Source organism: Commensalibacter sp. M0268 (assembly GCF_016101925.1).
Lineage (GTDB): Bacteria > Pseudomonadota > Alphaproteobacteria > Acetobacterales > Acetobacteraceae > Commensalibacter > Commensalibacter melissae.
The window spans coordinates 371,618-398,320 of record NZ_JACFPQ010000002.1 but is presented as its reverse complement, the minus strand read 5'-3'; the positions used below and the strand labels follow the sequence as shown (position 1 = coordinate 398,320).

Below are 26,703 nucleotides of genomic sequence, written 5' to 3'. Positions count from 1 at the left end.
GTTAATTCTTATTTAAGTCAAATCTGGCAGAACTCTTTTTTAAATCTGCCAAAGTTAAAGTTTCAAAAACATTTTTTATTTGATAATTCAATATTTCCCATTTTCCATATAAAATACACTCTTCATTCTCAATACGACAATCATCCTTTTTACAATCAACCAACTTAATGGGTCCCTCAATAATTCTAACAACCGTAGCAAGAGAAATTTCACTAAGCTCATTCAATAGATAATATCCACTTCCCGGTCCTCGCGAAGATTTTGTCAAGGAAGCCCTGGTCAGCATTTTCAGTATCTTGGCCACAGTAGGTTCAGGAATATGTGTTCTCGCAGCAAGTGTGGATGAAGAGACAACAGTTTTATATTGATCAAGGCTTATGATAATAATCGTTGCATAATCAATAAGTTTGGATAGTTTCAACATAATTTATCAATTCGATCAAATAAAACATATTATATAGGACTATATAAGTCCATTTTTATCGATTTAAAAGTTTTTTTTATTTTTTTATAATACAACAGTTTAAGGATTAAAAAACAGTTTAACAAATAAAAAAAAGATTATTCCGATTGAAAAACCTACAATAGAACCATTTATCCGTATATATTGCAAATCCTTGCCTATTCGACATTCAAGTCGATCAACCAACGCTTGACTGTCCCATTGTGAAACAGCAGTTTCAGTAAAACGGATCAACCCTTCCTTAAAATTTGGTAATGATCTTGAAATAAGTTTCAATATCGCCTTGTTTATTTTTTTTCTGATTTTGGGATCTTTTTGTAGCAGTTCAGAAAAATAATGAATTGAATCAATAATCACGTTCCTAAACCATCCATCCTCATTCCTGACATCATCGTGAATAAATTTTCTAATTTTTTTCCAAAGATTTTCACGCCATTCCTGTATACTTTCATGATTTACAATTTGTCTAAAAGCATCAGATATATTATTAACACGTTCAGGGTCATTCTCAATTTTATCAATTTCATCCTTTATCCACTGGCCGATTTTTTCTCTTACAGCATCATTATGTGGATCTATCCGATCCATTTCCTTATTTACAGCGATCAAAACTTTTGTCGCAATTGAATCACCGATCATCCATCCCAGAAAACGACCACCCTGTTCTTCCACTCGATTATGAATCATTTCCCTGAGGCTTGATTCCTTTTCTTTAAGCGTTTTCTTAAGAATTTCCAAAATGAATGAAATTATGTCTTGATGCTGATCGATATCAAGCATTATTCTTATGATTCTACCGATAAAAGGTGAGATTGATTCTCCACTCAAAAGACGATTTATAATTTTTGTTATTAAGTTGCTGATACGACCATCTTCAATCCGATCAAGAAAATCAGGAAGAGATTTCAACAAAATACTGCTCAGATATTCAATATTCTCTGTTTTATCCAAATATTTTCCCAAAAAACTTGGAAGATCCATTTTTTTCAAAATCAGAGTGATGTCTTTCTCAGTAAAAATATACTGAGCTATAAACCATCCCAACCCGTATCCTAGACGTTTTTTTTGTTTTGGTAGAATTGCGGTATGAGGAATGGGCAAACCCATGGGATGTCGAAATAATGCTGTCACCGCAAACCAATCAGCACATCCACCGATAAATCCAGCCTGACTACCAGCCAAAATCAATTCAACCCAGAAATTATGTTTAATTCCTGTATAAGTCGTCAGATAATAGCCTAATAAAGTTATACATCCCATGATTAACAGCAAAAAAGTTGCCAATCGATGATAGCGTAGGAAAATTATTTTTACGTGGTCATCTGGACTTGAAACTTTATTCATCGCCTTCAACATTTTTTCGTGTAATTATTGTTATCGTGAATTTATACCTTTTATTTCTCTTTATAATAATTAATCATATTAAAACAGATTTATTTATATGAAACTAGTAATGGATAATTTTGGATCATGACGGAATCAACGAACTCCTCTTCCCAGATACTTGATGAGCTGCTACAGTTAACTAATCAATTGAGATCAAAAAAAGATCACCAACCAACAGAAAATCCTGTCCTGACCTTAGCACAGAAAATTAATCAAAAATTAGAGTCAAATGATCTTACTACAGAAAATCTCAAAGAAATAATCCAGAAATTGAGAGATTCCGCTTTTTTGTCACATGCCAAACATCTGCAAAAATACCTTTACAATCCCACTAAAGATAATATTCGGCAACGTATCGAAACCGTCATAAAAAAATTGATCCAGCAATCCGATTACGCAAACGAAAAAAATAAGGAAGCAAGTTTTGAAAATTTCAAGAAATTAGTTGAAACTACCAAATTCGCCGCAATTTTTACGGCACATCCAACCTTTTCCCTCGCCAATCCAGTTTACACAGCCTTGGCAGATATGGCCAGTCATCCTATAGATGATGACACAGATATTCCCTTTTTTACGACTCACAGACGATCTGCCCCCCCTGATTTGAAAGAGGAACTTCAACTTGCCAATAATGCTATTGTTAGGGGACGAAACGCTTTGGATCTATTCAATTATACCCTTTTTGAGACAGCGAAGGAATATTGGCCTGACCATTGGACCAATCTGAATCCCAGTCCAATTTTACTGAGCAGTTGGGTAGGATATGATACGGATGGCCGAAGCGACATAGGCTGGTGGGATAGTTTACTCATACGCCTACAGATGAAAAAACTACAATTGGAACGTCTATATCAGCAATTAGACAACATCCCAAATGGTGTCGACCAATTAAAAAATACTGTTGCAATTGCCCTAAACCATGTCAAGGATCAAATCCATAACTGTCCTTTAAAGCCTGACCCTGATCAATTTTCAAATTTTTCCCGATTATTGATTGAAAACCGTCATGAATCAATTCTTTCAACCGATCAGCTTCTTCCTCTTTTTGATCAAGCCATGAACGATGTTGATGATAATTTCATTATTGATTTATTGATCGCGAAGGCGGGTTTTGTCACTCATGGTTTAAGTCTTTCACATTCTCATGTTAGACTTAATTCCACCCAAATTCACAATATGGCCCGTCAACGATTGGGAATAACCAGTAATCCTGAAAATCCTTCTCATACAAGAACGCTTTTTAATACGATAAATACAGCCTTGGATAAAATTGACCCTGTTCCTGTGGATTTCGGTGCTTTGCTAACAGAAAAGGCCTCGGCAAGCATATTAATGATGCTGTTAACCCAGATATTCAAACATATTGATAGCAAAACCCCTATTCGCTTTTTAATTGCCGAAACAGAAAGCGGTTTTACATTACTTATGGCCCTTTGGCTTGCAAGATTATTTGGGATTGAGAAAAATATCGAGATTTCGCCATTATTTGAAACAGATTATGCTCTCAATCATGGCGACAAGATTATTGAACAAGCCCTGAGATCACCGCATTGGCGTAATTACTTGAAAAAAACGGGCAAGTTATGCCTGCAATTTGGGTATTCTGATTCCGGCAGATTTATTGGTCAAATTGCAGCCACATATCAGATTGAAAAATTACGCAAAAAAATTGCTAAACTTTTGGCTAAATATCAATTATCAAATATTCAACTTATTCTATTCGATACACATGGCGAAAGTATCGGTCGTGGTGGTCATCCATTCAGCATGCAAGATCGTCTGGAATATCTATCCCCAAAAATTACTGAGCAATATTTTCATAAACTTGGTATACGAAGCAGACAAGAAACGGCTTTTCAAGGTGGAGACGGATATTTACTTTTTGGCACACAATTGCTGGCCAATGCCACAATCAGTATCATAGCAGAGCATATCTACGATTTTGATAAGGTTGACCATGATCCCATCTATGATGAAAAAGATTTTAATGCAGATTTTTTTTCAACGATCAATGCATCCATGAATGAATTGATTAATGACAAGGGATATGGAACCTTGTTAAGCACATTTGGTCCCTCCCTCATTGATCAAACGGGGTCAAGACCGGCAGTTCGCCAAAATGATACAGCAGCAGGAAGAAGTTACATAAAACATCCAAGGGAATTGCGTGCTATTCCTAACAATGCAATTCTACAACAATTGGGTTGGTGTGCTAATGTACTTCAAGGTTTGGGAACCGCAATGTCGGCCAACCCCGATACATTTGAAGAAATGTTGACAAACAGCAAACGGTTCAGGCAATCCCTCGATTTTGCCTTTCATGCCCTTAAGCACTCCGATGCATCTGTCTTGAGAGCCGGAATCTATATGCTTGATCCCGGCATCTGGCTAGATCGGGCTGCAACTGAAAAAAATCCTGTGATACAGGAATCCTATATGGCGCTGGCAAACGGATTGCAACGGCTGGATTGCTGGTCGAGTACCCAGGCAACTTTTCATCGCATACAGAAAGATCATATTATTCTTCTGTCAATTTGGAAAAATACGCCAATCATGGATGATAAGGAAATCCTATTACATGCTATCCGATTGGCATTAATTGAAAAAATCTGGATGTTATCAACCAAGATTCCATATTTCTCTCCATTTAACGGTTATAACAGAGAACATTTGGATATTAAAATCTTGTGTTTGGAAATACCCTCGGTTTTGCATATGCTCGTCAATCATATCTTTCCACAAGCATCTGAACATGTATCCGATCTATATTTTTATGAACCAAAAGGTCCAAGAAATGAAGGTGCATATGCAATGGATGACCGTCAAATATTTAAACCCATGCAATATAATTTCGATTTGGTCAGGGAAATTTCAATCGCTCTCATCCATCGATTACATGCATTCGGATAAATAAAAAAAAATAATAAATCTATTGTTTTAGTAAAAAATCGTTTACACTATACAACAAGATAGTTTTGTTCAAGGGAGTAACTTATGTTTTCTTTAATTGGCGCTATTATTGTTGGGTTTATTATTGGTGGTATTGCAAAATTACTTATGCCTGGAAAACAGCCGGGCGGATTTATTATCACCGTTCTTTTAGGAATTGCCGGTTCCGCTTTGGCAACTTGGTTAGGTGAGCTTCTTCACTTCTATCGTGATGGAGAAAAAGCTGGAATATTATTTTCAATTGTAGGAGCTGTTATCATTCTTTTTATTTATAAAAAAATTATGGAACATAAAGGGAATACCAGTTATTAAAAATATTATTTGACATGAGGCAATATTTAACTCTCATATCAATATTGCCTCTCACTTATTTTTATCTGATTTAAAATACTTCTAATATGTGAATATTCATTAATATAACTTATTTAACAAAGCGGATATATGTACTTTGACGTTTGTCCATTCACTTGAAATTATGGTGTAAATAATGGTATCGCGCTAAAGTACCATCCTGTCTAAGAATATGACCACGTAGAATTCCATCTTTTTTGCACCAAGTCGTTCAATTGCTCTTTGACTTTTGAAATTAAAAATATCAATTCGTAAAACGACGGTATTGGCTTGCAATTTTTCAAAAGCATATTCTAGCAATAAATATTTACAATTTGTGTTTACATGAGTTCTTTGAAAAGATTTTGCATACCATGTATAGCCAATTTCCAAACATCGCACATCAAGGGCAATTTCAAAAAAGCTAGTTGTACCCAAAACTTTCCCTGTATTTTCATCAATAACGGCAAAAGGGTAACGCTCTTGACGTTCCTTTGCCTCCAAAGCTTCATTAATATAATTTTTAACTTTAGAAGGATGAGGAATAACAGTAACACGAAGTTTCCATAAATCACCTTCTTGACTTGCCGCCTGCAATCCTTTTGTATGAAAATAAGTCAACGGTTCTAATCAAATCCCATTTTGACCAATTTTGATATCTTGATTTGAAAAAAGAGAAAGAAAATTCACTTTAATAAATTCCCATGAAATTTCAAAAATTATTTGATAGAAATCAATCATGTAAAACCGAAGATATTTATTTCATTACATACAATTCATAAAAAAACAGCCTTTTATATAAAAGGCTGTTTTGAATCGTATCAAATTGTTATTTAAAATCAGGCAGATTGACTAATAATTTCATCCGCAACATTACGGGGAACTGGATCATAATGGTGGAATTGCATTGTAAAGGATGCACGACCTTTGGTCATTGAACGAAGATCAGAAATATAGCCAAACATTTCTTTCAATGGAACGAAAGCGCGAACCATGACAGTGCTTCCAGAAGTTTCTTGACTTTGAATCATTCCGCGACGACGGTTCAAGTCACCAACAACATCACCAACATGATCATTGGGTGTAGTGATTTCGACATCCATGATAGGTTCAAGAATGACTGGACCAGCTTTTTTCATTCCTTCACGGAAACAGGCTTTACCGGCAATCTCGAACGCCAATGCAGAAGAGTCAACGTCATGATATTTACCATCAACAAGCGTAAATTTAAAGTCTACAGTTGGAAATCCCGCTAATACACCGGTAGATGCCTGGTTTCTGATACCCTTGTCAACAGCTGGAATATATTCCTTGGGAACCGCACCGCCAACAATTTTATTTTCGAATATAATTCCCTCATTTCGTTCGGTAGGTTCGAAAATAATTTTGACTTCAGCAAACTGACCCGCACCACCAGACTGTTTTTTATGGGTGTAGGTTTCTGTATGAGACTGAGTAATGGTTTCACGATATGCAACCTGTGGCGCGCCAATATTCGCATCAACACCATATTCACGACGTAAACGATCAATGATGATATCAAGATGCAACTCACCCATACCTGAAAGAATTGTTTGCCCCGTTTCCTGATCTGTCTTTAACTGTAGAGATGGATCTTCTGCCGCCAATTTCTGAAGCGCAAGGGTCATTTTTTCGACCGCTTCCTTGGTTTTTGGTTCGACAGAAATATCGATAACAGGTACTGGAAATTGCATGCGTTCCAAAACAACCGGATCTGCCGGATCTGCCAAAGTATCCCCTGTTTTCGTATCCTTCAATCCAACAAAAGCTGCAATATCACCAGCATGCACTTCTTTGATTTCTATACGTTTATCAGCGTGCATTTGGAAAATACGTCCAATACGCTCTTTATGACCATGGGTTGTGTTCAAAACCGTGTCACCAGAACGTAAGATACCACGATAAACACGCACGAAAGTTAGAGAACCATATTTATCATTGATGATTTTGAAAGCCAAACCGGCAAATTTGCCATTTGGATCAACGGGAATGATTGGTAATTTATTTTCATCAACCTCTTCATCTTCAGGAGGTGCAATACGAATTCCTTCCACATCATCAGGAGCAGGAAGGTAATCAACAATTGCATCCAACAAAGGCTGAACACCTTTGTTCTTGAAAGAAGAACCACAAAGAACCGGACGAAATTCACCAGAAATGGTACCTTTTTTAATACATTTCTTTAAAACCTCGACAGAAACATCACCTTTGTCAAAATATTCTTCCATAGCCGCATCATCAACAGCCAAAACGGTGTCCAGAAGATTTTGACGTGCCTCTTCTGCCTTTTCCTTTAATTCAGCAGGGATTTCAACAATATTGTATTTGGCACCAAGATCATCACCTTCCCATATAATGGCATTCATATTGACAAGGTCGATAACACCCTTTAAATTTTCTTCCGCACCAATCGGAAGCTGTAGAGGGATAGCGACAATATCCAGCTTATCTTTTAAAGTGCTGAAAGCATATTCAAAATTTGCACCTGTACGATCCAACTTGTTAATGAAAATAATGCGAGGGACATTGTAACGGTCAGCCAAACGCCAATTCGTTTCAGACTGAGGTTGGACACCAGCAACACCCTCGATAATGAAAACCGCACCATCGAGTACGCGCAATGAACGGTTAACTTCAATGTTAAAGTCAATATGGCCCGGAGTATCAATAATATTGATACGATGCTTGTTCCATTCACAGGTAACGGCAGCGGAAGTAATGGTAATCCCTCTTTCGCGTTCCTGTGCCATATAGTCAGTAGTGGTGTTCCCTTCGTGGACCTCACCAATCTTATGGGAGACACCTGTATAATATAGAATACGTTCAGTTGTCGTTGTTTTACCCGCATCGATATGCGCGGTAATACCTATATTACGGATTTTAGAAAGATCAGAATGGTCGGACAAAAGTAAAACCTCCACAAACGATAGAAAAATATTCAGAAAATATATTCATTAAATCATAAGATTAAAAGAATAATTTCCTTTTTTAACTCAAAATAACTCCCTTAAGATTAAATCAAGGAAGTTATTTAATTACTAGATAATCAATTTTTTAAAAATTTAAGCAGCTACTGCTGATTTTTTTTCCTGAGCCTGAAGAATACGGCGTTTAATCACTAAAGCCTCTTCTGTAAGCTTACGATTCGGTGTATTTAGCAGAAAATTGTCTAAACCGCCATTATGTTCAATGGTACGGAGACCATGCGTTGTGACGCGCAAATGTATTTGTTGACCCAAAATATCGGACCTTAAGGAATAATCCTGCAGATTAGGCAGGAAACGGCGACGGTTTTTGTTATTGGCGTGACTGACATTATTTCCTGTCAACACACCTTTGCCTGTGATTTGGCAACGGCGAGACATTTGTTTTCATCCTCGGATTGTGAAAGCCAAGACTTAATGTTTGGCAAATAAAAAATACTTAGTTTAGCCCTATGACTAAAATTCACGAAATAGTCAAGTAAAAATCCAAATTTTAAACCTCAAAATTAAAAATTTTCACTATTTCTAGCCTATTTATCAGAATGTTGACTCTGTATAGACCACATATTGGCATAAAAACCATTTTTTGCAAGCAGGAATTCATGAGTTCCCTGTTCGCATATTTTCCCATCCATCATAACCAGAATCATGTCCGAATGAATAATTGTTGATAAACGATGAGCTATTGTAATCACGGTTCTACCCTGAGAAACCTGGAAAAGAGCCTGCTGTATTTCTTTTTCTGTCTGACTATCCAACGCGCTTGTTGCCTCATCCAGGATTAAAATCCTTGGATTTTTCAATATCGTTCTTGCAATAGCTATCCTTTGTTTTTCGCCACCGGAAAGTTTTAAGCCTCTTTCTCCCACCTGAGTATGATATCCCTTGGGCAAACCAACAATAAAATCATGGATTTGAGCCAGCCTTGCTGCTTTTTCAATTTCTGCTTGTGAGCTTCCCAATTTACCATAAGAAATATTGTAACCGATTGAATCATTAAACAAAACCGTATCTTGAGGTACAACTCCAATGGCCTTTCTCAAATCATCCTGTTTATAAGACCGTATATCCTCATTATCGATCAATACAGCGCCGGATGTAACATCATAAAAACGGAACAGCAAACGGCTAATTGTTGATTTCCCGGCCCCTGTTGGACCAACAATGGCAATTTGCTGGGCTGGTTCCGCCAAAAAGCTTACATGATGCAAAATTTCCCGAGAGGGATCATAACCAAAAAAAACATCTTTAAATTCAATTTTGGCAGGCCCCGCATTCACCAATTCAGTTGGAAGTGATTTGGCGCATTCTTGATTATTGATATCCATTGGCTGTGCCAAAAGAGAAAACATATTTTCCAAATCAACAATTGATTTTCGCAAATTAGAATAGATACTGCCAAGAAAATTCAAGGGCTGATAAAGCTGCATCAAATAGGTGTTAATCAAGACAAATTTTCCGACAGTAAAATGATAACTGACAATGTCACGTGCTGCCATTAACATAATAAATGTCAATGCAATGGCTATAATGAAAGATTGACCAAAATTCAGGATATTGAGCGTTATTTGTGTTTTAATGGAAGCTTTTTCATAATGTGCCAATGCTTCATCATATCGTCTTATTTCATGGGTTTCATTACAAAAATATTTAACAGTTTCATAATTCAGCAAACTGTCCAAGGCACGATTATTGGCTTCATTATTAATTTCATTCATTTTTCGACGAATCTTGATACGCCGAGATGTAAACCAAATCGTAAAGAAAAAATAGGCTAATATTGCAAGACAGACAACAAGTGTATAATATCCATTATACAAATGAGCAATCACACCGAGAACCATCAAGGTTTCAATCACAGTTGGAACGATACTGAATATACCCACTCTCAAAATTGTTTCAATTCCCTCACCACCCCGCTCAATAGCCCGTGTAATTGCTCCGGTTCGTCGATTTAAATGAAATTTTAGTGAAAGTCTTTGAACATGCTCGAAGCATTGTAGGGTTATTATACGCATCACCCGAAATCGCAATGGCGCAAAAACCGTGTCTTTCAATTCCGAACATAAGCTGGAAAAAATCCTAACCAATCCATATCCAACAATAAGATAAATCGGTACATAAATTATTTCATGATTATTCTGGGAAAAATAATCCACAATCTTGCTATAAAGATAAGGAACACCCAAGGCTATGATTTTGGCAACAATCATCAAAACCATCGCAAAGATAAAGCGAATTTTCAACGTCATATGCTGACGAGGCCACAAATAGGTCAAGAGCTCTAGTAAAGTTGACCATCCTGAACGAGTGCTTTCTTTGTCGACATAGGAAAATTTAGAATATCGTGACATGTTATTTTCAAAAGATTGTAATTGTTTTATCAATATACATGAAGTGTTTACCCCAAAAATGAAAAAATACAAAAATAGATAACTTTGAAATAAAAAAACTATTAAAGCAATATAAGAGATTTTTAATGCAACATATTGAATTTAAAAATTTATTTCGTCATATAAAAAAATGTAACACCGCCAAGTTACAAAAAGATTTTTTACCTTTCAAGGCGCATAATCAGATCATAGGATGGGTTCGACCTTCATTTATGGATACTCTCCAAAAACATCATGTTGTTATGGAAGAAAATAATATTTGTACTTTACCAGCACAATATTCAATCGAGATGCTGGGTAATCAACTAATTGAAAATAATGTGGTTCGCTCCATGAATGAACTTTTTGATGTCTATCCCTCACCATATGCTAAACCGGTTGGAAAAATTGATCGTGCCGTTATTCCTGATCTTGGACTGATTGGAACTGGAGTTCATCTCAATGGTTTGGTTAAGAAAAGAAATCAAATTTATTTGTGGATCGCGAAACGGGCAAAGTATAAACGGCTTGATCCTGAAAAACTGGATCATATCGTCGCGGGAGGTATACCAGCAGGATTTACCCATAACAACACTCTAGAAAAAGAAGCACGTGAAGAAGCAAGCATTCCGCACGCCCTCATGATAAATGCGGAATATAAATCACTGATTACTTATAGCATGATCAGACCTGAAGGGTTACGGCGAGATGTTTTATATTGCTATGATCTATGGTTGCCGGAAGATTTTCAACCGGTTCCCAATGATGGAGAGGTTGAATCTTTCCAATTAAAAAAATTAGATGATGTTTACCATCAAGTGTGCGAAACAGATGATTTCAAATTTAATGTCAATCTTGTATTAATCGATCTTTTTATCCGCATGGGCATCATCGCAAAGAATTCTCAGTATGCCCATCGCATAAAAACTGGATTGAGAGGGAAATTGTTTCCCTGATCAATCCGAAAATACAACGGTTTTGTGACCATTTAAAAGAACACGGTCTTCAATATGATAACGCACGGCTTTTGCCAGAACTCGTCTTTCAATATCCCTTCCTTTACGGATAAGGTCATGAGGGGTGTCATTGTGACTGACCCGTTCAACGTCCTGTTCTATAATTGGACCTTCATCAAGATCCTCGGTTACATAATGTGCTGTTGCACCAATCAATTTAACCCCTCGTTCATAAGCCTGATGATAGGCTTTTGCACCCTTAAAGCCGGGTAAAAAGGAATGATGTATATTTATACATTGACCCGCCAATTTTTTTACCATTTCAGGAGACAGAATTTGCATATAGCGCGCAAGAACAACAAGCTCTGTCCGGGTTTCCTTAATAATATCCCACAATTTCGTTTCTTGTTCCCTTTTGGTATCCTTAAGAATAGGAAGATAATAAAATGGTACATCTTGCATATCAATATGACCATAATCTTCATATGGATAATTTGCAACAATTGCACTGGGTTCGATTGCCAGTTCCCCTATTCTCCATCGATATAAAAGATCAACCAGACAATGATCAAATCTTGATACCATCAACAACACACGTTTTTTACGTTCCCGATCATGCAAGAACCATGTCATTTTAAATTGGGCAGCAATAGCCTCCAATCTGGAATATAACCATTGATAATTTTTTTTATTGCTCTCTAGGGTGAACACAACACGCATAAAAAAATAACCCGAAAGAGCATCATGCTGCTGCGACTCAACAATATTGGCTTGAGCTTCAAATAATCCTGTGGAAATTGCGGAAACAATACCTGGTTTATCAGGACAAGAAAGTGTTAAAACATATTGATTTTGTTTTGATTTTATTGAATCACTCATCGATTTTAAAACTATATAGTTAATGTATGTCTTCATAAGAACCTATATAGAGCACTTTAAAAAATCAAACAAAAGCTGTTACGAATTCTTCAAAATTTTTTAAATTCTAAAAAATTATGAATCTAGACAATTTTACGTAAATTTTATAAATAACGAAAGATATCGTAAATTACGAATTATTATAAAAAAATTTGATAAACTATTGCCGTTGACCATAAATATTTTTGATTAGAATAATTTATAATCGCTAAAATTAAAGCAAGTCGATTTAACATTGAAATAGCGATTATTTTTTAGATAGATTTAGGCAATATGAATATGAATTACTTCATACTGACTGTAAATACTGGCATTTTTTCATTATTTTCAATGGATTTCAAAAATAATCTTGCTGTTTTCATTGCTTCTGCAATGGTTACATCCATATCAAGATAACGATAGGTTCCCAGTCGTCCAACAAATGTAATATCAGGTTCCTTTTCGGCCAATTCTATATATTGATCCAACTGATTCATTTCACCTACAAGACGTATTGGATAGTAAGGCAAATCTTTTTCTGTACATAAACGGCTATACTCTCTATAACAAACCGAGCCTTCATGACTTTCCCAAGGAGCAAAATATTTATGCTCTGTTATACGGGTATATGGAACGCTTTCCTCTCCATAATTCATTACAGCAGTTCCCTGGAAATCACCCTGATATGTGAATCTTTCGAAATCCAGGGTGCGGTATGCTAAACGACCATATTGATGATGAAAATAACCATCCAATGGACCACTATAAAATACATGTTTATAATTTTTTGCTTTTTCCTTATCAAAAACTGTATTCAAAGAAATTTTAATTCCAGGATGATCAAGAATATTATCTACCAAATCTGTATAGCCCCTTTTTGGCATTCCCTGAAATTTGTGACTGAAATAGTTATCGTCATAATTGAAACGAACAGGTAAACGCTTTAAGATAGATGCTGGCAATTCAGAGGGATGCAGTCCCCATTGCTTAAGGGTATAACCCTTGAAAAAAGCTTCATATAATTCCTTACCAACAAATTTCAAAGCCTGTTCTTCAAATGTCTCAGGCTCTTTAATTGACTTATCACCTTTTTCGGCAATAAGTTCTTTTGCTTGATCAGGAGATAATGCTTTCTGGAAAAATTGGTTAATCGTGTGCAGATTAATCGGTAATGAAAAAACCTGTCCCTTAACTGTGGTCTTCACACGATTGACATAGGGCATCATTTCTGAATATTTATTTACAAACTTCCATACGTCTTCATTATCTGTATGAAATATATGGGGACCGTAAATATGTACCATGACTCCTGTATCTTTGTCCCGTTTAGAGTATGAGTTTCCAGCAGTATGGGATCGTTCATCAATAATATGCACATTCCAGCCATTTTCTGCAAGAATACGACCAATCACAGCACCGGAAAAACCGGCACCAACAATTAAAACTCTTTTTTCAGACATTCATACCACCTTCAAAACTATTTATCAAAATATACAGAATTTACATTATCAATCTGAAATTATCAATTTTCTAATAATTAATTTTTTCATTAATCCAGATAAAATATGATAGTCTTAACTCTTATGCAAATTATTTGAAAAAGAGGAAATGTTCTAGCTTATGTCATCAATTCTTCCGCCAAAAGCACCTAAAAAAGAGAAAATCATAAAACAACTGGGATTTACAAGAACTGATCCTTATGCCTGGTTAAAAGATGATAATTGGCAGGAAGTCTTGTCCAATCCTTCAAAACTAAAAAAAGAGATAAAACAATATCTTGAACAGGAAAATAATTATGCTAATAAAATAATGCAGCAGACTAAACCGTTGCAAAACAAGCTTTTTCTTTCCTTGAAATCAAAATTGGCTGATAAAGAAAGCAGCCCTGAACTTCCTGACGGTAGCTGGATATATTATTCACGATTTGAAGAGGGAAAAGAGCATAAGTGTTTTTATCGAAAATCAATTCATGATTTTGGAGAACAATTGCTTATTGATCCAAATATTCAGGCAAGTACTATTGATTATTATAAAATAGGCTCGGTTTCACACAGCCCTAACCATAAATACTTTGCCTATATTGAAGATACCCAAGGCTCAGAAATTTGGTATTTAAAAATTAAAAATCTGGAGACAGGAGATATATTACCACAATCCATTTCACCCTGTTCTGGATCTTACTGTTTTTCACCATGCAGTCAGTATATATTTTGGGTCTATCGCGATGATCAAGGCAGACCTACCGCAATTTACAGACATCATATAGCCACTTCTCAAGATACTCTAGTTTATAAAGAGAAAGATTCAGGCTTTTTTATTAATATTGAGCGCAGTCTTTCCAATCAGTGGATTTATATAACAGCCAATAATCATGATACCAGCGAGGTCTGGATCATATCGGGACAACATCCCACACATGCAGCAATATGTTTTAAAAAAAGACGAACAGGTGTTTTTTACAAAATAACAGATTGGAACAATCATTTTATTATCTATACAAATGAAGATAATGCATACAATTTTAAACTCATGCGATTGCCCATACCAAATAATTTGATACAGGATAAAATAGAAAAAAAAATTTGGCAAAATTGGATTAATCATAATCCTGATATTTACCTAATGGAATTCAAGGCGTTTAAAAATTATTTTATAAGATTGGAACGTCATGAGGTTAATACAAAAATAATCATCACCAATACAAACGATGAAAATAAAATTATCTCAGGTGATGAAGATGCATACCTTCTTTCCCTGGATGAAACGCTTGAATATGATACAGAATTGTTACGATATAGTTATCAGTCTCCTACAACTCCACGTTGCTGGAATTGTTTTCATATTCCAACTGGTAAAAAAGAAATCATTAAACAGCAAAAAATTCCTTGCGGTTATAATTCAAGCCTTTACAAATCAAAAAGGATATGGGCTATTGCAAACGACGGTGAAAAAATTCCCATGACCTTGACCTATCGTAAAGATATTGAATTAAACGGTAAAAACCCAACCCTTCTTTATGGTTACGGATCATACGGATATGCCATTGACCCTGTTTTTTCCATAACAGCACTGAATTATATCGAACAAGGGTGGATTTATGCCATAGCCCATATTCGTGGCGGATCAGAAAAAGGTTGGAATTGGTTTTTGGAGGGGCGTCGCTTCAACAAAATAAACACTTTTACCGATTTTATTTGCTGTGCCGATTATCTTGTTGAACAAAATTATACACAGCCAAAAAAAATCGTTGCTGACGGAAGATCAGCAGGCGGTATGGTAATGGGATATATAGCCAATGAACGCCCTGATCTTTTTGCGGCAATCATTGCTGTCGTTCCTTTTGTAGACATATTAAACACAATGTCAGACATTACTTTACCTCTCACACCTCCAGAATGGCCAGAATGGGGCAATCCTCTCAAAGATTCAAAAGCATATCAATATATAGCCAGTTATTCACCTTATGATAATATAAAAGAACAAGACTATCCTGCCATACTTGCAATGGGAGGCCTGACTGATCCGCGTGTTACCTATTGGGAACCATCAAAATGGATTGCAAAACTAAGAGATCACAATATATCGTCCAATCCCTTGCTTTTGAAAATAAATATGGATTCAGGGCACGGGGGAGCTGCAGGTCGATATACAGCCTTAAAAGAGGCCGCCTTCATTCAGGCCTTCGCCATTTCCATTATCAAAAAAGAATTATAACGGATATTGGGGAATAATTAACATGTCCCAAGATGATCATATAATCAATAGAAAAATTTCGCGCCAATTATCACTGGCAGAGCAAATCCATAATCAAACTATAGCCCACAGTTGTTTAAGTATCGTATTGATACTATTTGGTCTATATACCATTAAAGCCTTTTTGTTTTCCCTGATTTGGGGAATTATCTTTGCCATAGCATGCTGGCCATTTTACAAAACTGTCAAGCAAGAATGGCCCTATGAACGATTTAATTTTATACTACCCTTTATTTTTTCCTGTTTTATTACCCTGGTTTTTCTTCTTCCCCTGGGTTTTATAGCACTTGAAGCAACAAAAGATTTGCAAACAGGCATAAGTTGGGTCATTAAAATTAGTCGTGAGGGTTTACCACCACCCGAGTGGCTTAATAAAATCCCAGTTATAAACAATAATATCATTCACTGGTGGAAAGAAAACCTTGAAGATCCATCTTCTGCCTCGACACTAATTTCCAATTTGCATCTAAGTCATGGAGTATATGTTACACAAAAAATAGGATCACAAATCCTTCATAGAGGTTTACTGTTTTTCTTTTCAATTTTAACCTTATTTTTTATTTTTAAAGATGGTGAATCAATTATTCATCAATGCAAATCAGGTTCGAGACGGTTGTTTGGCAAACAAGGGGAAACAATTGCTCAACAAATGATCTCATCAGTTCATGGAACAGTTTCGGGACTAGTTCTGGTCGGGCTAGGACAGGGTATCATTCTTGGAACTTTATACTATTTCCTGCATATACCGCATGCTGCATTGTTGGGCGTATTGACAGCCTTGGCTGCAATGATCCCCTTTTGCCCCCTGATTGCCATTGGTATAGTTGCATTTATCGCTTTTTTTCAAGTTTCCTATTTGATAGCTTTAACTATACTGATTGTTGGCTGCATCATTATTTTTATTGCAGATCATTTTATCAGACCAGCTTTGATTGGTGGCTCAACAAAATTACCATTTATATGGGTATTAATCGGTATCTTGGGAGGGCTGGAATCTTGGGGTATGATTGGTTTATTTATCGGTCCAGCGATAATGGCCGCCATAATTATGTTATGGAACAATTGGACAGCTGAAAAAAGAAAATATTAACGAATCGGGCAGGCGGGATTCGAACCCACGACCCCCAGTCCCCCAGACTGATGCGCTACCAGACTGCGCTACTGCCCGTTAAATCTATACAGCCATATAGCAGTCAATTTTATTTGGATCAATATAAAATTAAGCCTCAGCTATTATTTTTCTTAATTCTTGCAACTCAACCAAAACATTTTTTAATGAATCAATCAGCATTGATTTTTCATTTTTCAATTTTTCCAATTCCTTACGTAAATCTTGCTGATTATTTTCATCTATATTTGTCAGATCATCATTTGAGGATTGAGATTCATTTGTTATCGATATATCAGATTCCGATTTAAAATTTAATTGTTCATTATCCGAAACTTTATTATTCAATAATTCTTCTTGTAAAAGACGCTGAACACCTTTTATCGTATATCCTTGGATATATAAAAGTTCAGATATATACTTTAGAAGCGTTATATCTTCAACACGGTAATAACGACGACCACCACTTCGTTTTATTGGTTGAACCTGAGGGAAACGCGTTTCCCAAAAACGCAGAACATGCTGGGGTACATGAATTTCATCAGCCACTTCACTAATAGTACGGAAAGCCCCAGGTTCCTTTTTGGTAACTCCATTATCTTCTGAATCAGGATCTACTTTTTCATTCGATTGACTAATAATCTGAGCAGAGTTACCTTGGGTCATTATTTATCCTTTCAAGAAGATTTTTTAATCATACCCTCATTAACATTTTTTTTCAATTTCTGACTGGAGCGAAAACTCAAAACATATCTGGGTTCAATTTCAACCTCGACACCTGTTTTAGGATTACGCCCAATTCTGTTTCCTTTTCTTCGGACAGAAAAAGTACCAAATCCACTGATTTTAACCGAATCACCCTTTTCCAAGGTTGTAACGATTTTTTCCAAAACCGTTTCTAGCAATTGAGCTGATTCACTACGGGACAAGCCAATATGACTATAAAGTTTTTCAATTAATCCTGCACGAGTTAAAGTTTGCATAGTCTAAAATAATTACAATCCGTTACTGAAATGACAAGTCTAACACCATTCATTCAATAGTGTTACCAAATAAATTCTGTATTATTTTTAAATTAATTTTTTAAAAATATATTTACAATCTTACCAATGCAGACCCCCAACTTAAACCGCCTCCTATTGCTTCAATTACGATTAAATCACCTTTTTTCATACGATTATCTCTCACTGCTTCATTCAAGGCCAACGGTATGGATGCCGCAGACGTATTGGCATGCCGATCAACAGTTACAATCACCCTTTCAGGGGGTAATTTGATTTTTGCACCCATACGTGAAATAATCCGTAAATTTGCTTGATGTGGAACCAACCAATCAATATCACGATATATTAGATTGTGATCATTTAGCGCCTCTTCAATAACCTCGGATAGTTTTGTTATTGCATGACGAAAAACTTCCTGCCCTTTCATACGTAAAAAGCATTGATCTTGAAATTTTGCTGGTGTGCCTTCCACATATAATAAATCCGCATATTGACCATCCGTATGAAGATAGCATCCAAGAATTCCTCTCTCGGTCTCCGTGTTAACAGCACCTAAAACAACAGCACCCGCTCCATCACCAAACAAAACGCAGGTCCTTCTATCCTTCCAATCAAGAATTCGAGAATACACCTCACTACCTATCAGCAATACATTTTTTGCCTGTCCACAACGAATAAAATTGTCTGCAACTGATAATCCGAATACAAATCCAGCACAGGCAGATGAAACATCAAATCCAAAAGCCTTTTTTATTCCAAGCGCTTTTTGAATTTCAACCGCAGTGCTTGGAAATATTTTGTCAGGTGTACAAGTTGCGACAACAATTGCATCAATATCCTGCACACTCATCCCTGCATATTCAATTGCCTGTCTTGCGGCCTCAACAGCCATGGAAACACATGTCTCACCTTCCGAGACAATATGACGTTCGCGAATACCTGTACGTTCACGAATCCACTCATCAGATGTATCTACCATCAATGTCAAATCATCATTTGTTAAGATACGCTTAGGTAAATATCCACCAAATCCAACAAGTTGTGAACGATAAATCATTCCTATAGAAACCCTTTAATTTAATATAACCGCTATTACTGTGGATTTACCTGTGATAAACCCGTAAGGATTTCTTCATAAAATCCGTGCTTGATCATATCCATCGCAACATCCACGGCATATGCAAAACCTTCTTCATCCGTACCTCCATGAGATTTCACAACAACCCCGTTTAGACCTACGAAAATTGCCCCATTATAACGTTTGGGATCCAGCCACTCGCGCATACGTTCCAATCCGGGTCGAACAAACAGATAACCCAACTTTCCCCGCAAGCCAGAACTGTAAACTTGTTTTAAAAGGTGAAAAACGAGTTTGAGGGCACCCTCACCTGTTTTTAAGGCAATATTTCCAGTGAATCCATCTGTAACAACAACATCTGTTGTACCTGCCGTTATATCATGTCCTTCTACAAACCCATAAAATTGTCCGGACAAAGGACTATTCCGCAACACTTCGGCTGCATTTCTAAGACGATCATCACCCTTCAATTCTTCTGAACCAACATTTAAAAGTCCAATCGTGGGTTTAGGTAAACCAAGCACAGCTTTTGCAAAAGCGTTACCCATTATGGCAAAATCAACCAAATTTCGACTGTCACAGGAAACATTCGCCCCCAGATCTAACATTACAATATCACCTTTAGCTGTTGGAGTAATCGCAGCCATTGCCGGGCGTGCAATACCAGGCATCGTTTTAACGATAACCTGTGCCAGTGCTAACATTGCACCACTGTTTCCGGCAGAAACAACCCCTTTGGCTTGTTGCGATGCAACACTTTGCATGGCAAGACGCATTGATGAATTTCGTAATTTCAAAGCGGAAGTAGGTTTCATTTCCATTGGAACAGCCACGTCTGTATGCTGAACATCGCATATTTGGGCAGCCTTGGAATATGTTTTCAGTAACGGAGACAATTTTTCTTTATCTCCGATTAACAGTATTTTTGCTTCTGGATGTCTAACGGCTGTAATCTCAAGACCCTTGATAACAATTTCAGGGGCATGATCCCCCCCCATTGCATCAATCGCAAGATCATATTGAGGCTTCGTTTGAATATCTGATTCTGCAGTCATAAATACAGTTACAATTTATAAAAACCATTAAACTTAACATCAAAATGTTGTTATCGGTATTTATAATACGCTTTCCAGTTTTATTGATGTACTGCGGTCTTCAAAGCATCTCCGGCAGCGACGACTTCACGACCATCATAATAGCCACAGTGGCTACATACATGATGTGGACGTTTCAGTTCACCACAATTTGCACATTCACCATAAGCCTCAGTGCGTAAAGCATGATGACTACGACGCATTCCACGACGTGATGGTGACGTTTTCTTCTTTGGAACAGCCATGGGATCCCTCCTATCCTAATTTATCTAATAATTTAACCAGTATAACCAATTTCATTCGACATGATTGAACATTCAAATTGAAGCAACCTGTCTAACAGAATATCGGCTTTTAAGCAAGCTTGAAAAAGCGTGTCAAGGTTTCCCTAACACTTTTGAAAAACAATATACTTTAATTGATTAAAATAACAAGAATATTAATATACAAATATATTATGAAAAAACAATTTTTAACCCTTTTTCAATTTTTCCAAAATTTTAAATGGACTGTCCTTTTTACGTTTTATCCCTTGTATTTCCAAATCTTTCTCTTTAATTATCAGTTTTTTTTCAACATTAGGCTTATGAGGATAAGGATCCAGCAATAATGCCAGTTGCTGTGCAGTCACCTCTCCAATGTCAATATAGTCATTATCATAAGGAATAATATCTGGATCATCCAGCTCCTCCAGTTCACTTGAAACTTGAGACAAAGGTATAAAAATCAACTCAAATCCATCTTCGATATCAACCGGAAAATCCTCTAGGGAAACAACACAATTTTGTATTATGCTGCTTTTTAGTATTCCCTGCGCCCTTATATGACCACCATGAAAATAAGCCAATTTATAAAAACATGACAAAGAAAGAATTTCAGGAATTGAAAACCGCTCAGCCAAAGCCTTTCTTTCTGATTTATCTGCTTCAATGGTAACCCTGAATTCTTTTTTTTGTATTTGATTGATAAATATTTTTTTTGAAAACTCGCAACAGCTATTCATTTTTTTCTTTCTAATGTTTTTTTTTGTTGCAGTTTAATTTAAACTACAATACCTCTTTAATTATAAGATTAATTTTTCGTTTAACTTGAGGATCATGTATTCATTATGCCTTCCAGCTTCAACAAAAAACCTCTTGTATACCTTCTTAAAAGTAAATCCTGTCCTCAATTTAAGCAAAAAACAAGCAAGAATATTATTTTAGGTTCCTTAATCTCTTGCAGTCTATTATTTTCCGCCTGCTCAGTTCTCTCTCCCCCTCCAATGCCAAGAGGAACAATAATTGAAAAAAATGACCTTTCTGCATTAAAAGTTGGTAGTACCAGTAAATCAGATGTTATCGACATTTTGGGATCTCCTACAACCTACGCGACATTTAATAATAATAACTGGATTTACATATCGATGATGACTCATCTTGTCCCGCTTTCCTATCCAGGAATAAAAAAACAAAAAGTGCTTTCCTTGTATTTTAATGAGAGTGGGACATTAACAAAAATACAAGAATTGGGTAAAAGAGACGCTAAAAATGTCAGCATGGTATCAGAGGTAACTCCAACTCCTGGAACAAAAACTAATTTTTTCCAGCAATTATTAGGAAATATTGGCAAATACTCTCCACTAAGTGCAATGGGACTTGGAAGTACCTTCGGACCGAACAGTAACGGTGGTCCTTTCTCAAGCAATCCACTTACAACGGGTGGACCTGGCAGCTCAGGAAATACATTGCCATAAACCTATCTGGGTATAAATATCATTACTCTCAGCCCTCCCAATGGGCTGGTTTCTAATTTTATATCACCACCATGTCCCTGAATTATATTTTTCGCAATAGACAGTCCCAATCCAGTGCCTTTTTGTCTATTACCTGTTTCAAATGGCGTGAATACACTTTCTCTTCTTTCGATTTCTATTCCAGGACCGTCATCATCGATGATGAATTGTATTCCTTTTCCTTTCATATGAACCTTTAATTTTACATCCCCCCCATATCTTTTAGCATTATCTAAAATATTGGAAAAAACTCGACGTATGCTATGAGGTCTAATAATCAAATCTGGCAGGTCATGATCAATTTCAACTGACAAAAATCGCGTATCGGCCCGAGATGCTGCTGCAACACAATCTTTAATTAACTGAGAAACATCTGTTAAAACCGGTTCTTCCGTTCCTTCACCCCTTGCAAAGGAAAGGTAAGCAGAAATCATTTGTTCCATTTCCTCAATGTCGGTAATCATTTCCAAGATATCTTGAACCTGTTCCTCAGCATTAAACATTCCTTTTTGAGGGAGCATGGCTAAACTGAGCCTTAATCGGGTCAAAGGCGTTCTCAAATCATGGGAAACGCTTGCCAATATAACAGTACGTTGCTTGACATATCTTAAAATTCTTTCACGCATGACATTAAAGGCAATTGCTGCATTCCTTAGTTCTCTTGAACCATCAGGATGTAAATTACCTGGATCAATCCCTTTACCAAATTTTTCAACAGATCTGGATAATCTTCGAATGGCCCTGAACTGTATCCACGCAAAAACAGAAGTCATTATAAACAAAACCAACGCACTTCCCACAATCCAGAAAATAAAAAGCCAAACACTACCAGCCGTTAATTTTTTTTTGGGTATTAGAATGTCCACTACACTTTGTTTTAATTCTATGGATATCTTGACCTGATCTTTTATACTGAACCAGTCAACAACAAACCGTTCATCAAGTCGATCCGCCAGGGTTTGATTGAGAAGCTCATCAACAGGTCCGATAATATTCGATTTTTTTCTTGAGTTTCCAAGGAATATTTGACCTTTGCGCCAGGTAATCGAGTATTGAAAATATTTTTGTGCATCCTCAATAATCTGATTATATTTTACTCTCGAATTAGTTTGGTTAAACTGATTGACGATGAACTCAACCTCACTGCCAACAGTATCTGTCAAACGACGAGAAACAGTACTAAGATAATTACCATAAAACAATTCCAGTGAAATTGTTTGCGTAACAATCAATGGAATTAAAATCATCAAAAGTGAACGACTAAATAAGGAGCGCGGCAAAATTCGTCGTACAGTGCGTTCAACAATAAATTTACGATTTATAAAATAATTTGGAATTTTTAAATTCGTGTATGAATTTTTCACAATTATATTTTCTGTTATTAATTAATTTTTCAATATCCAGGTTTTAAAACATAGCCTTTACCCCTTACGGTATGTAAAAATTGCGGTTGTCGAGGGTCCGTCTCAATACGTCTTCGCAACCTTGTTACTTGAACATCAACGGCACGCTCACCAATTTCCTCCATTCCAATTTTTTGAACGATTTCCTCACGGGATAAAATCTCATTAGGTTGCGTCGCCAATACCCTTAACAAGGCTATCTCCCCCCCTGTTAAATGAATAATGCCATTTTTATCGCATAACAAATTTCGAACAGGGTCAAACTCCATATTTCCAAGACGAATTAAACGTATATTTTCCGCTGCAATGGGTTGCGTCAATCGGCGAAACTGAATTTTCAGCCGAAGCAACAACTCTTTGGGTTCGAAAGGTTTTCCCAAATAATCATCTGCACCAGCTTCCAATCCAGCTATGCGATCTTCCGGTTCTCCCCTGGCTGTCAAAAGGATGATCGGCATATCCTTGCCTTCCTCCCGAAGGGAATGTGTCAATTGCAAACCATCCTCACCTGGCATTGTAACATCCAGTACCAATGCATCAGGTTGCAAAAACTTTAACATTTGACGCGCTTCATATGCTGATTCCGCTCCACTGATCCGGAAACCATTTTCACTTAAATACCGCTGTAACAACCGGCGTAAACGCGGATCATCATCAATAACTAAAATATGTAAAATATCTTTTTCGTTTGATGATTTGTTATTTTCCGACATTATTTTTATCTTTGATTTTACGAATGGTAAGATTTTCTAGCATTTTTTTGGATTTTTTACTGATCATACCATATAATATACGCTGAAATCCTTCTATATATGTATTATTGGAAACCTCTCTGAAAGCGCGAACAAATTGTTTGCGTTGAAGACTAAAAAGTTCCTCCTCCAGTTTTTTCCCTTTTTTTGTCAAGAATAACACTTTTTTCCTGCGATCTATTGGAGTTTGCTGAAAATAGACAAAATCTTGTTCAAGCGTCTCTCTTAATACGCGATTCAAACTTTGTTTTGTAATTCCAAGCATTGAACATAGCTCACCTACCGAAATCCCAGGATAATGACAGATAAATTGCATCAATCGAAAATGAGCCAATCCAATTCTATATTCATCTAATATTGGTTCAACAATAGACATGGCTTCATAATGGATAAAAAAAAATATATCCTGCATAAATCGAATTTTATCTTCATGCAGAAATAATAACTCTTCACCAGCTTTGTATAAAGGTAAATCAAAATTTATAGAACGAGACAAATAAAAAACTTTATATAAGTTGAAAACCGTGAGACAATAATAATCTATTTTCTTTTTAAATAAAATAGAGTATGTTTGCGGTAAACTTATAACAATTATATACACTATATATCTTACTACTTAACTTTTAACTTTAACAGGAGATGATGGCCAAGTGCAGGTTTTGGTTAGAGACAATAATGTTGATCAAGCTTTGAAAGCTTTAAAAAAGAAAATGCAACGCGAGGGAATTTTCCGTGAAATGAAACTTCGTCGCCATTATGAAAAACCCTCTGAGCGACGTGCCCGAGAGGCTGCAGAAGCTGTAAGACGTGCACGTAAAATGGAACGTAAACGTTTGGAACGTGAAGGTTTTTAAACCGCAAAAGTTTTACTCTTATAAAAGAAATTAAATGATATTTCTTTTATAAGATATATTCTAAAGTAAATTTACATTTTACAATATAAGTTTTTATTACCAAAAATCCATTAATCTAAATTGAGCAAATAATATTAGATACGAATTAAATTTGCCCAAAATATTATATTGATAATGTTGATTACCAGCATTTCCTATGCTGAACATAACCTTACATATCGTTGTAATTGATCTTATTCATCCAATGAATAATAATTTTTCAAAAGTTATGTTAAAAACTTTATATTCAATATTTTTAATTTTTTCCATTTAAATGATCAAGAATAAGTTTTCCCATCTCTTGCGTGTTTACCTCTTTTTTTCCCATACTCATAATATCCGGTGTACGATAATTTTGGTTTAATACCAATTTACATGCATTTACGATTTTCTGTGAATTTTGTTGTTCATTAAATGAATATTTCAACATCATCGCCAAAGAAAGAATTTGTGCCAATGGGTTGGCTTTTCCTTGTCCAGCTATGTCTGGAGCACTGCCATGAATTGGTTCATACAATGCTGGAATAACCCCATTTGACTGTTTCTCCCCTAGTGTAGCTGAAGGCAACATACCCAAACTTCCCGTCAGCATTGCAGCCAAATCTGACAGAATATCCCCAAAAAGATTGCTGGTCAAAATAACATCAAATTGTGAGGGTTGACGGACCAATTGCATTGCACAATTATCTGCTAACATATGAGATAAATTAACATCTGGATACTCTTTTTGGTGAATCTCTGTCACCACTTCCTTCCATAAAAGACCGCTTTCCATCACATTACATTTATCAACAGAACAAACATGATTTTGGCGTTGACGAGCCAACTCAAAAGCTACACGGGCAATTCTTTCGATTTCTTTACTTGTATAAACTTCTGTATTGATTCCCTTACGAGTTCCGTCAGGTAATGTTTCAATTCCTCTGGGAGAACCAAAATAAACGCCTCCTGTGCTTTCGCGAACAATCATTAAATCCAAACCCTTAATGATCTCAGGTTTAACTGAACTGGCCTCAATCAGAGAATCAAAAACAATCGCTGAACGTAAATTGGCAAATAAACCAAGTTCTTTACGTAAACCAATAATCCCTAATTCAGGTCGATTATTAAAATCAATATTATTCCACTTCGGTCCACCAACAGCTCCAAAAAGAACCGCATCAGCTTTTTTTGCTTTTTCAATAACCTTTTGAGTTAATGGTATTCCATTTTGATCTATGGATGCACCTCCAACCACTTCATATTCAAGCTTGAAAGATAACGTCGAGTTTTTATCTACCCACTCAAGTACTTTTACAGCCTGTTCCATGATTTCTGGACCAATCCCGTCCCCTGGCAAAACCAAAATTTTTTTTTCTTTTGTCATAAAAATTCTCGCAATAATAAAAATAATTAAAAATATTTTTTTTTAACTTTATTAGTTTTAACAAAGAAAATGTAATTATCTATTACATAACCTAATTAAAAAAGCTTTAATTTTGAAAAA

Annotated in this window: 25 protein-coding genes and 1 tRNA gene; 7 read left to right on the top strand and 19 right to left on the bottom strand. The window is 36.0% G+C overall.

Annotated elements, in window-relative coordinates; translation table 11 throughout:
• Position 1 precedes the first annotated feature (1 nt).
• Both H3R28_RS05180 and H3R28_RS05175 read right to left on the bottom strand, forming a co-directional pair.
• Positions 2-424 (bottom strand): Rrf2 family transcriptional regulator, encoded by a 423-nt coding sequence (locus H3R28_RS05180; RefSeq protein ID WP_110438929.1) that lies wholly within the window; start codon positions 422-424, stop codon positions 2-4.
• 99 nt (positions 425-523) lie between these two features.
• Positions 524-1,807, bottom strand: coding sequence for a DUF445 domain-containing protein (locus H3R28_RS05175; RefSeq protein ID WP_198209944.1), 1,284 nt, complete (start codon positions 1,805-1,807; stop codon positions 524-526).
• Between the two features lie 126 nt (positions 1,808-1,933).
• On the opposite strand from H3R28_RS05175, the gene H3R28_RS05170 reads away from it, so the two are divergent.
• Both H3R28_RS05170 and H3R28_RS05165 read left to right on the top strand, forming a co-directional pair.
• Complete coding sequence (locus H3R28_RS05170) at positions 1,934-4,759, top strand: phosphoenolpyruvate carboxylase (protein WP_198209942.1); 2,826 nt, start codon at positions 1,934-1,936, stop codon at positions 4,757-4,759.
• 84 nt (positions 4,760-4,843) lie between these two features.
• The gene (locus H3R28_RS05165) at positions 4,844-5,110 is read left to right on the top strand and encodes a GlsB/YeaQ/YmgE family stress response membrane protein (protein ID WP_110438926.1); all 267 of its coding nucleotides are present in this window, start codon (positions 4,844-4,846) and stop codon (positions 5,108-5,110) included.
• 186 nt (positions 5,111-5,296) lie between these two features.
• On the opposite strand, the gene H3R28_RS05160 is transcribed toward H3R28_RS05165, so the two are convergent.
• The 4 genes from H3R28_RS05160 to H3R28_RS05145 form a co-directional block, all read right to left on the bottom strand.
• Positions 5,297-5,749: a GNAT family N-acetyltransferase gene (locus tag H3R28_RS05160; RefSeq protein WP_198209940.1), complete on the bottom strand. Its 453-nt coding sequence runs from the start codon at positions 5,747-5,749 to the stop codon at positions 5,297-5,299.
• Between the two features lie 218 nt (positions 5,750-5,967).
• Complete coding sequence (fusA, locus tag H3R28_RS05155; RefSeq protein ID WP_110439017.1) at positions 5,968-8,055, bottom strand: elongation factor G; 2,088 nt, start codon at positions 8,053-8,055, stop codon at positions 5,968-5,970.
• A 156-nt stretch (positions 8,056-8,211) separates the two neighbouring features.
• Positions 8,212-8,514, bottom strand: coding sequence for a 50S ribosomal protein L28 (gene rpmB / locus H3R28_RS05150; protein WP_110438924.1), 303 nt, complete (start codon positions 8,512-8,514; stop codon positions 8,212-8,214).
• Between the two features lie 149 nt (positions 8,515-8,663).
• Positions 8,664-10,487, bottom strand: coding sequence for an ABC transporter ATP-binding protein/permease (locus H3R28_RS05145; protein WP_198209938.1), 1,824 nt, complete (start codon positions 10,485-10,487; stop codon positions 8,664-8,666).
• 125 nt (positions 10,488-10,612) lie between these two features.
• Here H3R28_RS05145 and H3R28_RS05140 point away from each other — a divergent pair, with 125 nt between their 5' ends.
• Entirely contained in the window at positions 10,613-11,461 is an 849-nt protein-coding gene (locus H3R28_RS05140) for an NUDIX hydrolase family protein (RefSeq protein WP_198209936.1), read from the top strand.
• Here the strand turns inward: H3R28_RS05140 and purU are convergent, their stop codons facing one another.
• Positions 11,462-12,340 (bottom strand): formyltetrahydrofolate deformylase, encoded by an 879-nt coding sequence (gene purU / locus H3R28_RS05135; RefSeq protein WP_122123480.1) that lies wholly within the window; start codon positions 12,338-12,340, stop codon positions 11,462-11,464.
• A 323-nt stretch (positions 12,341-12,663) separates the two neighbouring features.
• Positions 12,664-13,818 (bottom strand): UDP-galactopyranose mutase, encoded by a 1,155-nt coding sequence (glf, locus tag H3R28_RS05130; RefSeq protein ID WP_198209934.1) that lies wholly within the window; start codon positions 13,816-13,818, stop codon positions 12,664-12,666.
• Between the two features lie 160 nt (positions 13,819-13,978).
• Here glf and H3R28_RS05125 point away from each other — a divergent pair, with 160 nt between their 5' ends.
• Complete coding sequence (locus H3R28_RS05125) at positions 13,979-16,072, top strand: S9 family peptidase (protein ID WP_198209933.1); 2,094 nt, start codon at positions 13,979-13,981, stop codon at positions 16,070-16,072.
• Positions 16,073-16,094: 22 nt separating this feature from the next.
• The gene (locus tag H3R28_RS05120) at positions 16,095-17,201 is read left to right on the top strand and encodes an AI-2E family transporter (protein WP_198209931.1); all 1,107 of its coding nucleotides are present in this window, start codon (positions 16,095-16,097) and stop codon (positions 17,199-17,201) included.
• Positions 17,202-17,205: 4 nt separating this feature from the next.
• Here the strand turns inward: H3R28_RS05120 and H3R28_RS05115 are convergent.
• From H3R28_RS05115 to H3R28_RS05085, 7 genes are all read right to left on the bottom strand, one after another.
• Positions 17,206-17,279 (bottom strand) — tRNA-Pro (locus H3R28_RS05115).
• Positions 17,280-17,330: 51 nt separating this feature from the next.
• Positions 17,331-17,885, bottom strand: coding sequence for a MerR family transcriptional regulator (locus tag H3R28_RS09065; RefSeq protein WP_198209929.1), 555 nt, complete (start codon positions 17,883-17,885; stop codon positions 17,331-17,333).
• 11 nt (positions 17,886-17,896) lie between these two features.
• Entirely contained in the window at positions 17,897-18,202 is a 306-nt protein-coding gene (locus H3R28_RS05105; RefSeq protein WP_155565340.1) for an integration host factor subunit alpha, read from the bottom strand.
• A 112-nt stretch (positions 18,203-18,314) separates the two neighbouring features.
• Positions 18,315-19,280 carry a beta-ketoacyl-ACP synthase III gene (locus tag H3R28_RS05100; RefSeq protein ID WP_198209927.1) on the bottom strand — a complete coding sequence of 322 codons (966 nt, stop codon included), beginning with the start codon at positions 19,278-19,280 and terminating at the stop codon, positions 18,315-18,317.
• Positions 19,281-19,315: 35 nt separating this feature from the next.
• Positions 19,316-20,356: a phosphate acyltransferase PlsX gene (gene plsX / locus H3R28_RS05095; protein WP_198209925.1), complete on the bottom strand. Its 1,041-nt coding sequence runs from the start codon at positions 20,354-20,356 to the stop codon at positions 19,316-19,318.
• Positions 20,357-20,436: 80 nt separating this feature from the next.
• Positions 20,437-20,640: a 50S ribosomal protein L32 gene (gene rpmF / locus H3R28_RS05090; RefSeq protein ID WP_155565337.1), complete on the bottom strand. Its 204-nt coding sequence runs from the start codon at positions 20,638-20,640 to the stop codon at positions 20,437-20,439.
• Positions 20,641-20,867: 227 nt separating this feature from the next.
• Positions 20,868-21,398 carry a DUF177 domain-containing protein gene (locus H3R28_RS05085; RefSeq protein WP_198209923.1) on the bottom strand — a complete coding sequence of 177 codons (531 nt, stop codon included), beginning with the start codon at positions 21,396-21,398 and terminating at the stop codon, positions 20,868-20,870.
• A 105-nt stretch (positions 21,399-21,503) separates the two neighbouring features.
• Here H3R28_RS05085 and H3R28_RS05080 point away from each other — a divergent pair, with 105 nt between their 5' ends.
• The gene (locus H3R28_RS05080) at positions 21,504-22,130 is read left to right on the top strand and encodes an outer membrane protein assembly factor BamE (protein WP_198209921.1); all 627 of its coding nucleotides are present in this window, start codon (positions 21,504-21,506) and stop codon (positions 22,128-22,130) included.
• Positions 22,131-22,132: 2 nt separating this feature from the next.
• Here the strand turns inward: H3R28_RS05080 and H3R28_RS09060 are convergent, their stop codons facing one another.
• The 3 genes from H3R28_RS09060 to H3R28_RS05065 are packed head-to-tail and all read right to left on the bottom strand — an operon-like array spanning position 22,133 to position 24,820.
• Entirely contained in the window at positions 22,133-23,533 is a 1,401-nt protein-coding gene (locus H3R28_RS09060) for an ATP-binding protein (protein WP_198209919.1), read from the bottom strand.
• 29 nt (positions 23,534-23,562) lie between these two features.
• Positions 23,563-24,285: a response regulator transcription factor gene (locus H3R28_RS05070; RefSeq protein WP_198209917.1), complete on the bottom strand. Its 723-nt coding sequence runs from the start codon at positions 24,283-24,285 to the stop codon at positions 23,563-23,565.
• On the bottom strand, positions 24,272-24,820 hold the full coding sequence (locus H3R28_RS05065; RefSeq protein ID WP_198209915.1) for a MarR family winged helix-turn-helix transcriptional regulator: 549 nt from the start codon (positions 24,818-24,820) through the stop codon (positions 24,272-24,274). Before H3R28_RS05065 ends, H3R28_RS05070 begins: the two co-directional genes overlap by 14 nt.
• 154 nt (positions 24,821-24,974) lie before the next feature.
• Between H3R28_RS05065 and rpsU the strand changes: the two genes are divergently transcribed.
• Positions 24,975-25,178: a 30S ribosomal protein S21 gene (gene rpsU, locus H3R28_RS05060; RefSeq protein WP_084440514.1), complete on the top strand. Its 204-nt coding sequence runs from the start codon at positions 24,975-24,977 to the stop codon at positions 25,176-25,178.
• Between the two features lie 295 nt (positions 25,179-25,473).
• On the opposite strand, the gene leuB is transcribed toward rpsU, so the two are convergent.
• A complete protein-coding gene (leuB, locus tag H3R28_RS05055) occupies positions 25,474-26,583 on the bottom strand; it encodes a 3-isopropylmalate dehydrogenase (protein ID WP_198209913.1) in 1,110 nt (369 codons plus the stop codon).
• Between the last annotated feature and the right edge of the window lie 120 nt (positions 26,584-26,703).

Coding starts and splice junctions, on each gene's coding strand:
- rpmB (WP_110438924.1), bottom strand. CDS start 8,514: ATGTCTCGCCGTTGCCAAATCACAGGCAAAGGTGTGTTGACAGGAAAT.
- H3R28_RS05100 (WP_198209927.1), bottom strand. CDS start 19,280: ATGATTTATCGTTCACAACTTGTTGGATTTGGTGGATATTTACCTAAG.
- H3R28_RS05105 (WP_155565340.1), bottom strand. CDS start 18,202: ATGCAAACTTTAACTCGTGCAGGATTAATTGAAAAACTTTATAGTCAT.
- H3R28_RS05120 (WP_198209931.1), top strand. CDS start 16,095: ATGTCCCAAGATGATCATATAATCAATAGAAAAATTTCGCGCCAATTA.
- H3R28_RS05175 (WP_198209944.1), bottom strand. CDS start 1,807: ATGAATAAAGTTTCAAGTCCAGATGACCACGTAAAAATAATTTTCCTA.
- rpmF (WP_155565337.1), bottom strand. CDS start 20,640: ATGGCTGTTCCAAAGAAGAAAACGTCACCATCACGTCGTGGAATGCGT.
- H3R28_RS05080 (WP_198209921.1), top strand. CDS start 21,504: ATGCCTTCCAGCTTCAACAAAAAACCTCTTGTATACCTTCTTAAAAGT.
- leuB (WP_198209913.1), bottom strand. CDS start 26,583: ATGACAAAAGAAAAAAAAATTTTGGTTTTGCCAGGGGACGGGATTGGT.
- H3R28_RS09065 (WP_198209929.1), bottom strand. CDS start 17,885: ATGACCCAAGGTAACTCTGCTCAGATTATTAGTCAATCGAATGAAAAA.
- H3R28_RS05180 (WP_110438929.1), bottom strand. CDS start 424: ATGTTGAAACTATCCAAACTTATTGATTATGCAACGATTATTATCATA.
- plsX (WP_198209925.1), bottom strand. CDS start 20,356: ATGACTGCAGAATCAGATATTCAAACGAAGCCTCAATATGATCTTGCG.
- H3R28_RS05165 (WP_110438926.1), top strand. CDS start 4,844: ATGTTTTCTTTAATTGGCGCTATTATTGTTGGGTTTATTATTGGTGGT.
- H3R28_RS05070 (WP_198209917.1), bottom strand. CDS start 24,285: ATGTCGGAAAATAACAAATCATCAAACGAAAAAGATATTTTACATATT.
- H3R28_RS05145 (WP_198209938.1), bottom strand. CDS start 10,487: ATGTCACGATATTCTAAATTTTCCTATGTCGACAAAGAAAGCACTCGT.
- glf (WP_198209934.1), bottom strand. CDS start 13,818: ATGTCTGAAAAAAGAGTTTTAATTGTTGGTGCCGGTTTTTCCGGTGCT.
- H3R28_RS05140 (WP_198209936.1), top strand. CDS start 10,613: ATGCAACATATTGAATTTAAAAATTTATTTCGTCATATAAAAAAATGT.
- H3R28_RS05170 (WP_198209942.1), top strand. CDS start 1,934: ATGACGGAATCAACGAACTCCTCTTCCCAGATACTTGATGAGCTGCTA.
- H3R28_RS05085 (WP_198209923.1), bottom strand. CDS start 21,398: ATGAATAGCTGTTGCGAGTTTTCAAAAAAAATATTTATCAATCAAATA.
- H3R28_RS05125 (WP_198209933.1), top strand. CDS start 13,979: ATGTCATCAATTCTTCCGCCAAAAGCACCTAAAAAAGAGAAAATCATA.
- purU (WP_122123480.1), bottom strand. CDS start 12,340: ATGAGTGATTCAATAAAATCAAAACAAAATCAATATGTTTTAACACTT.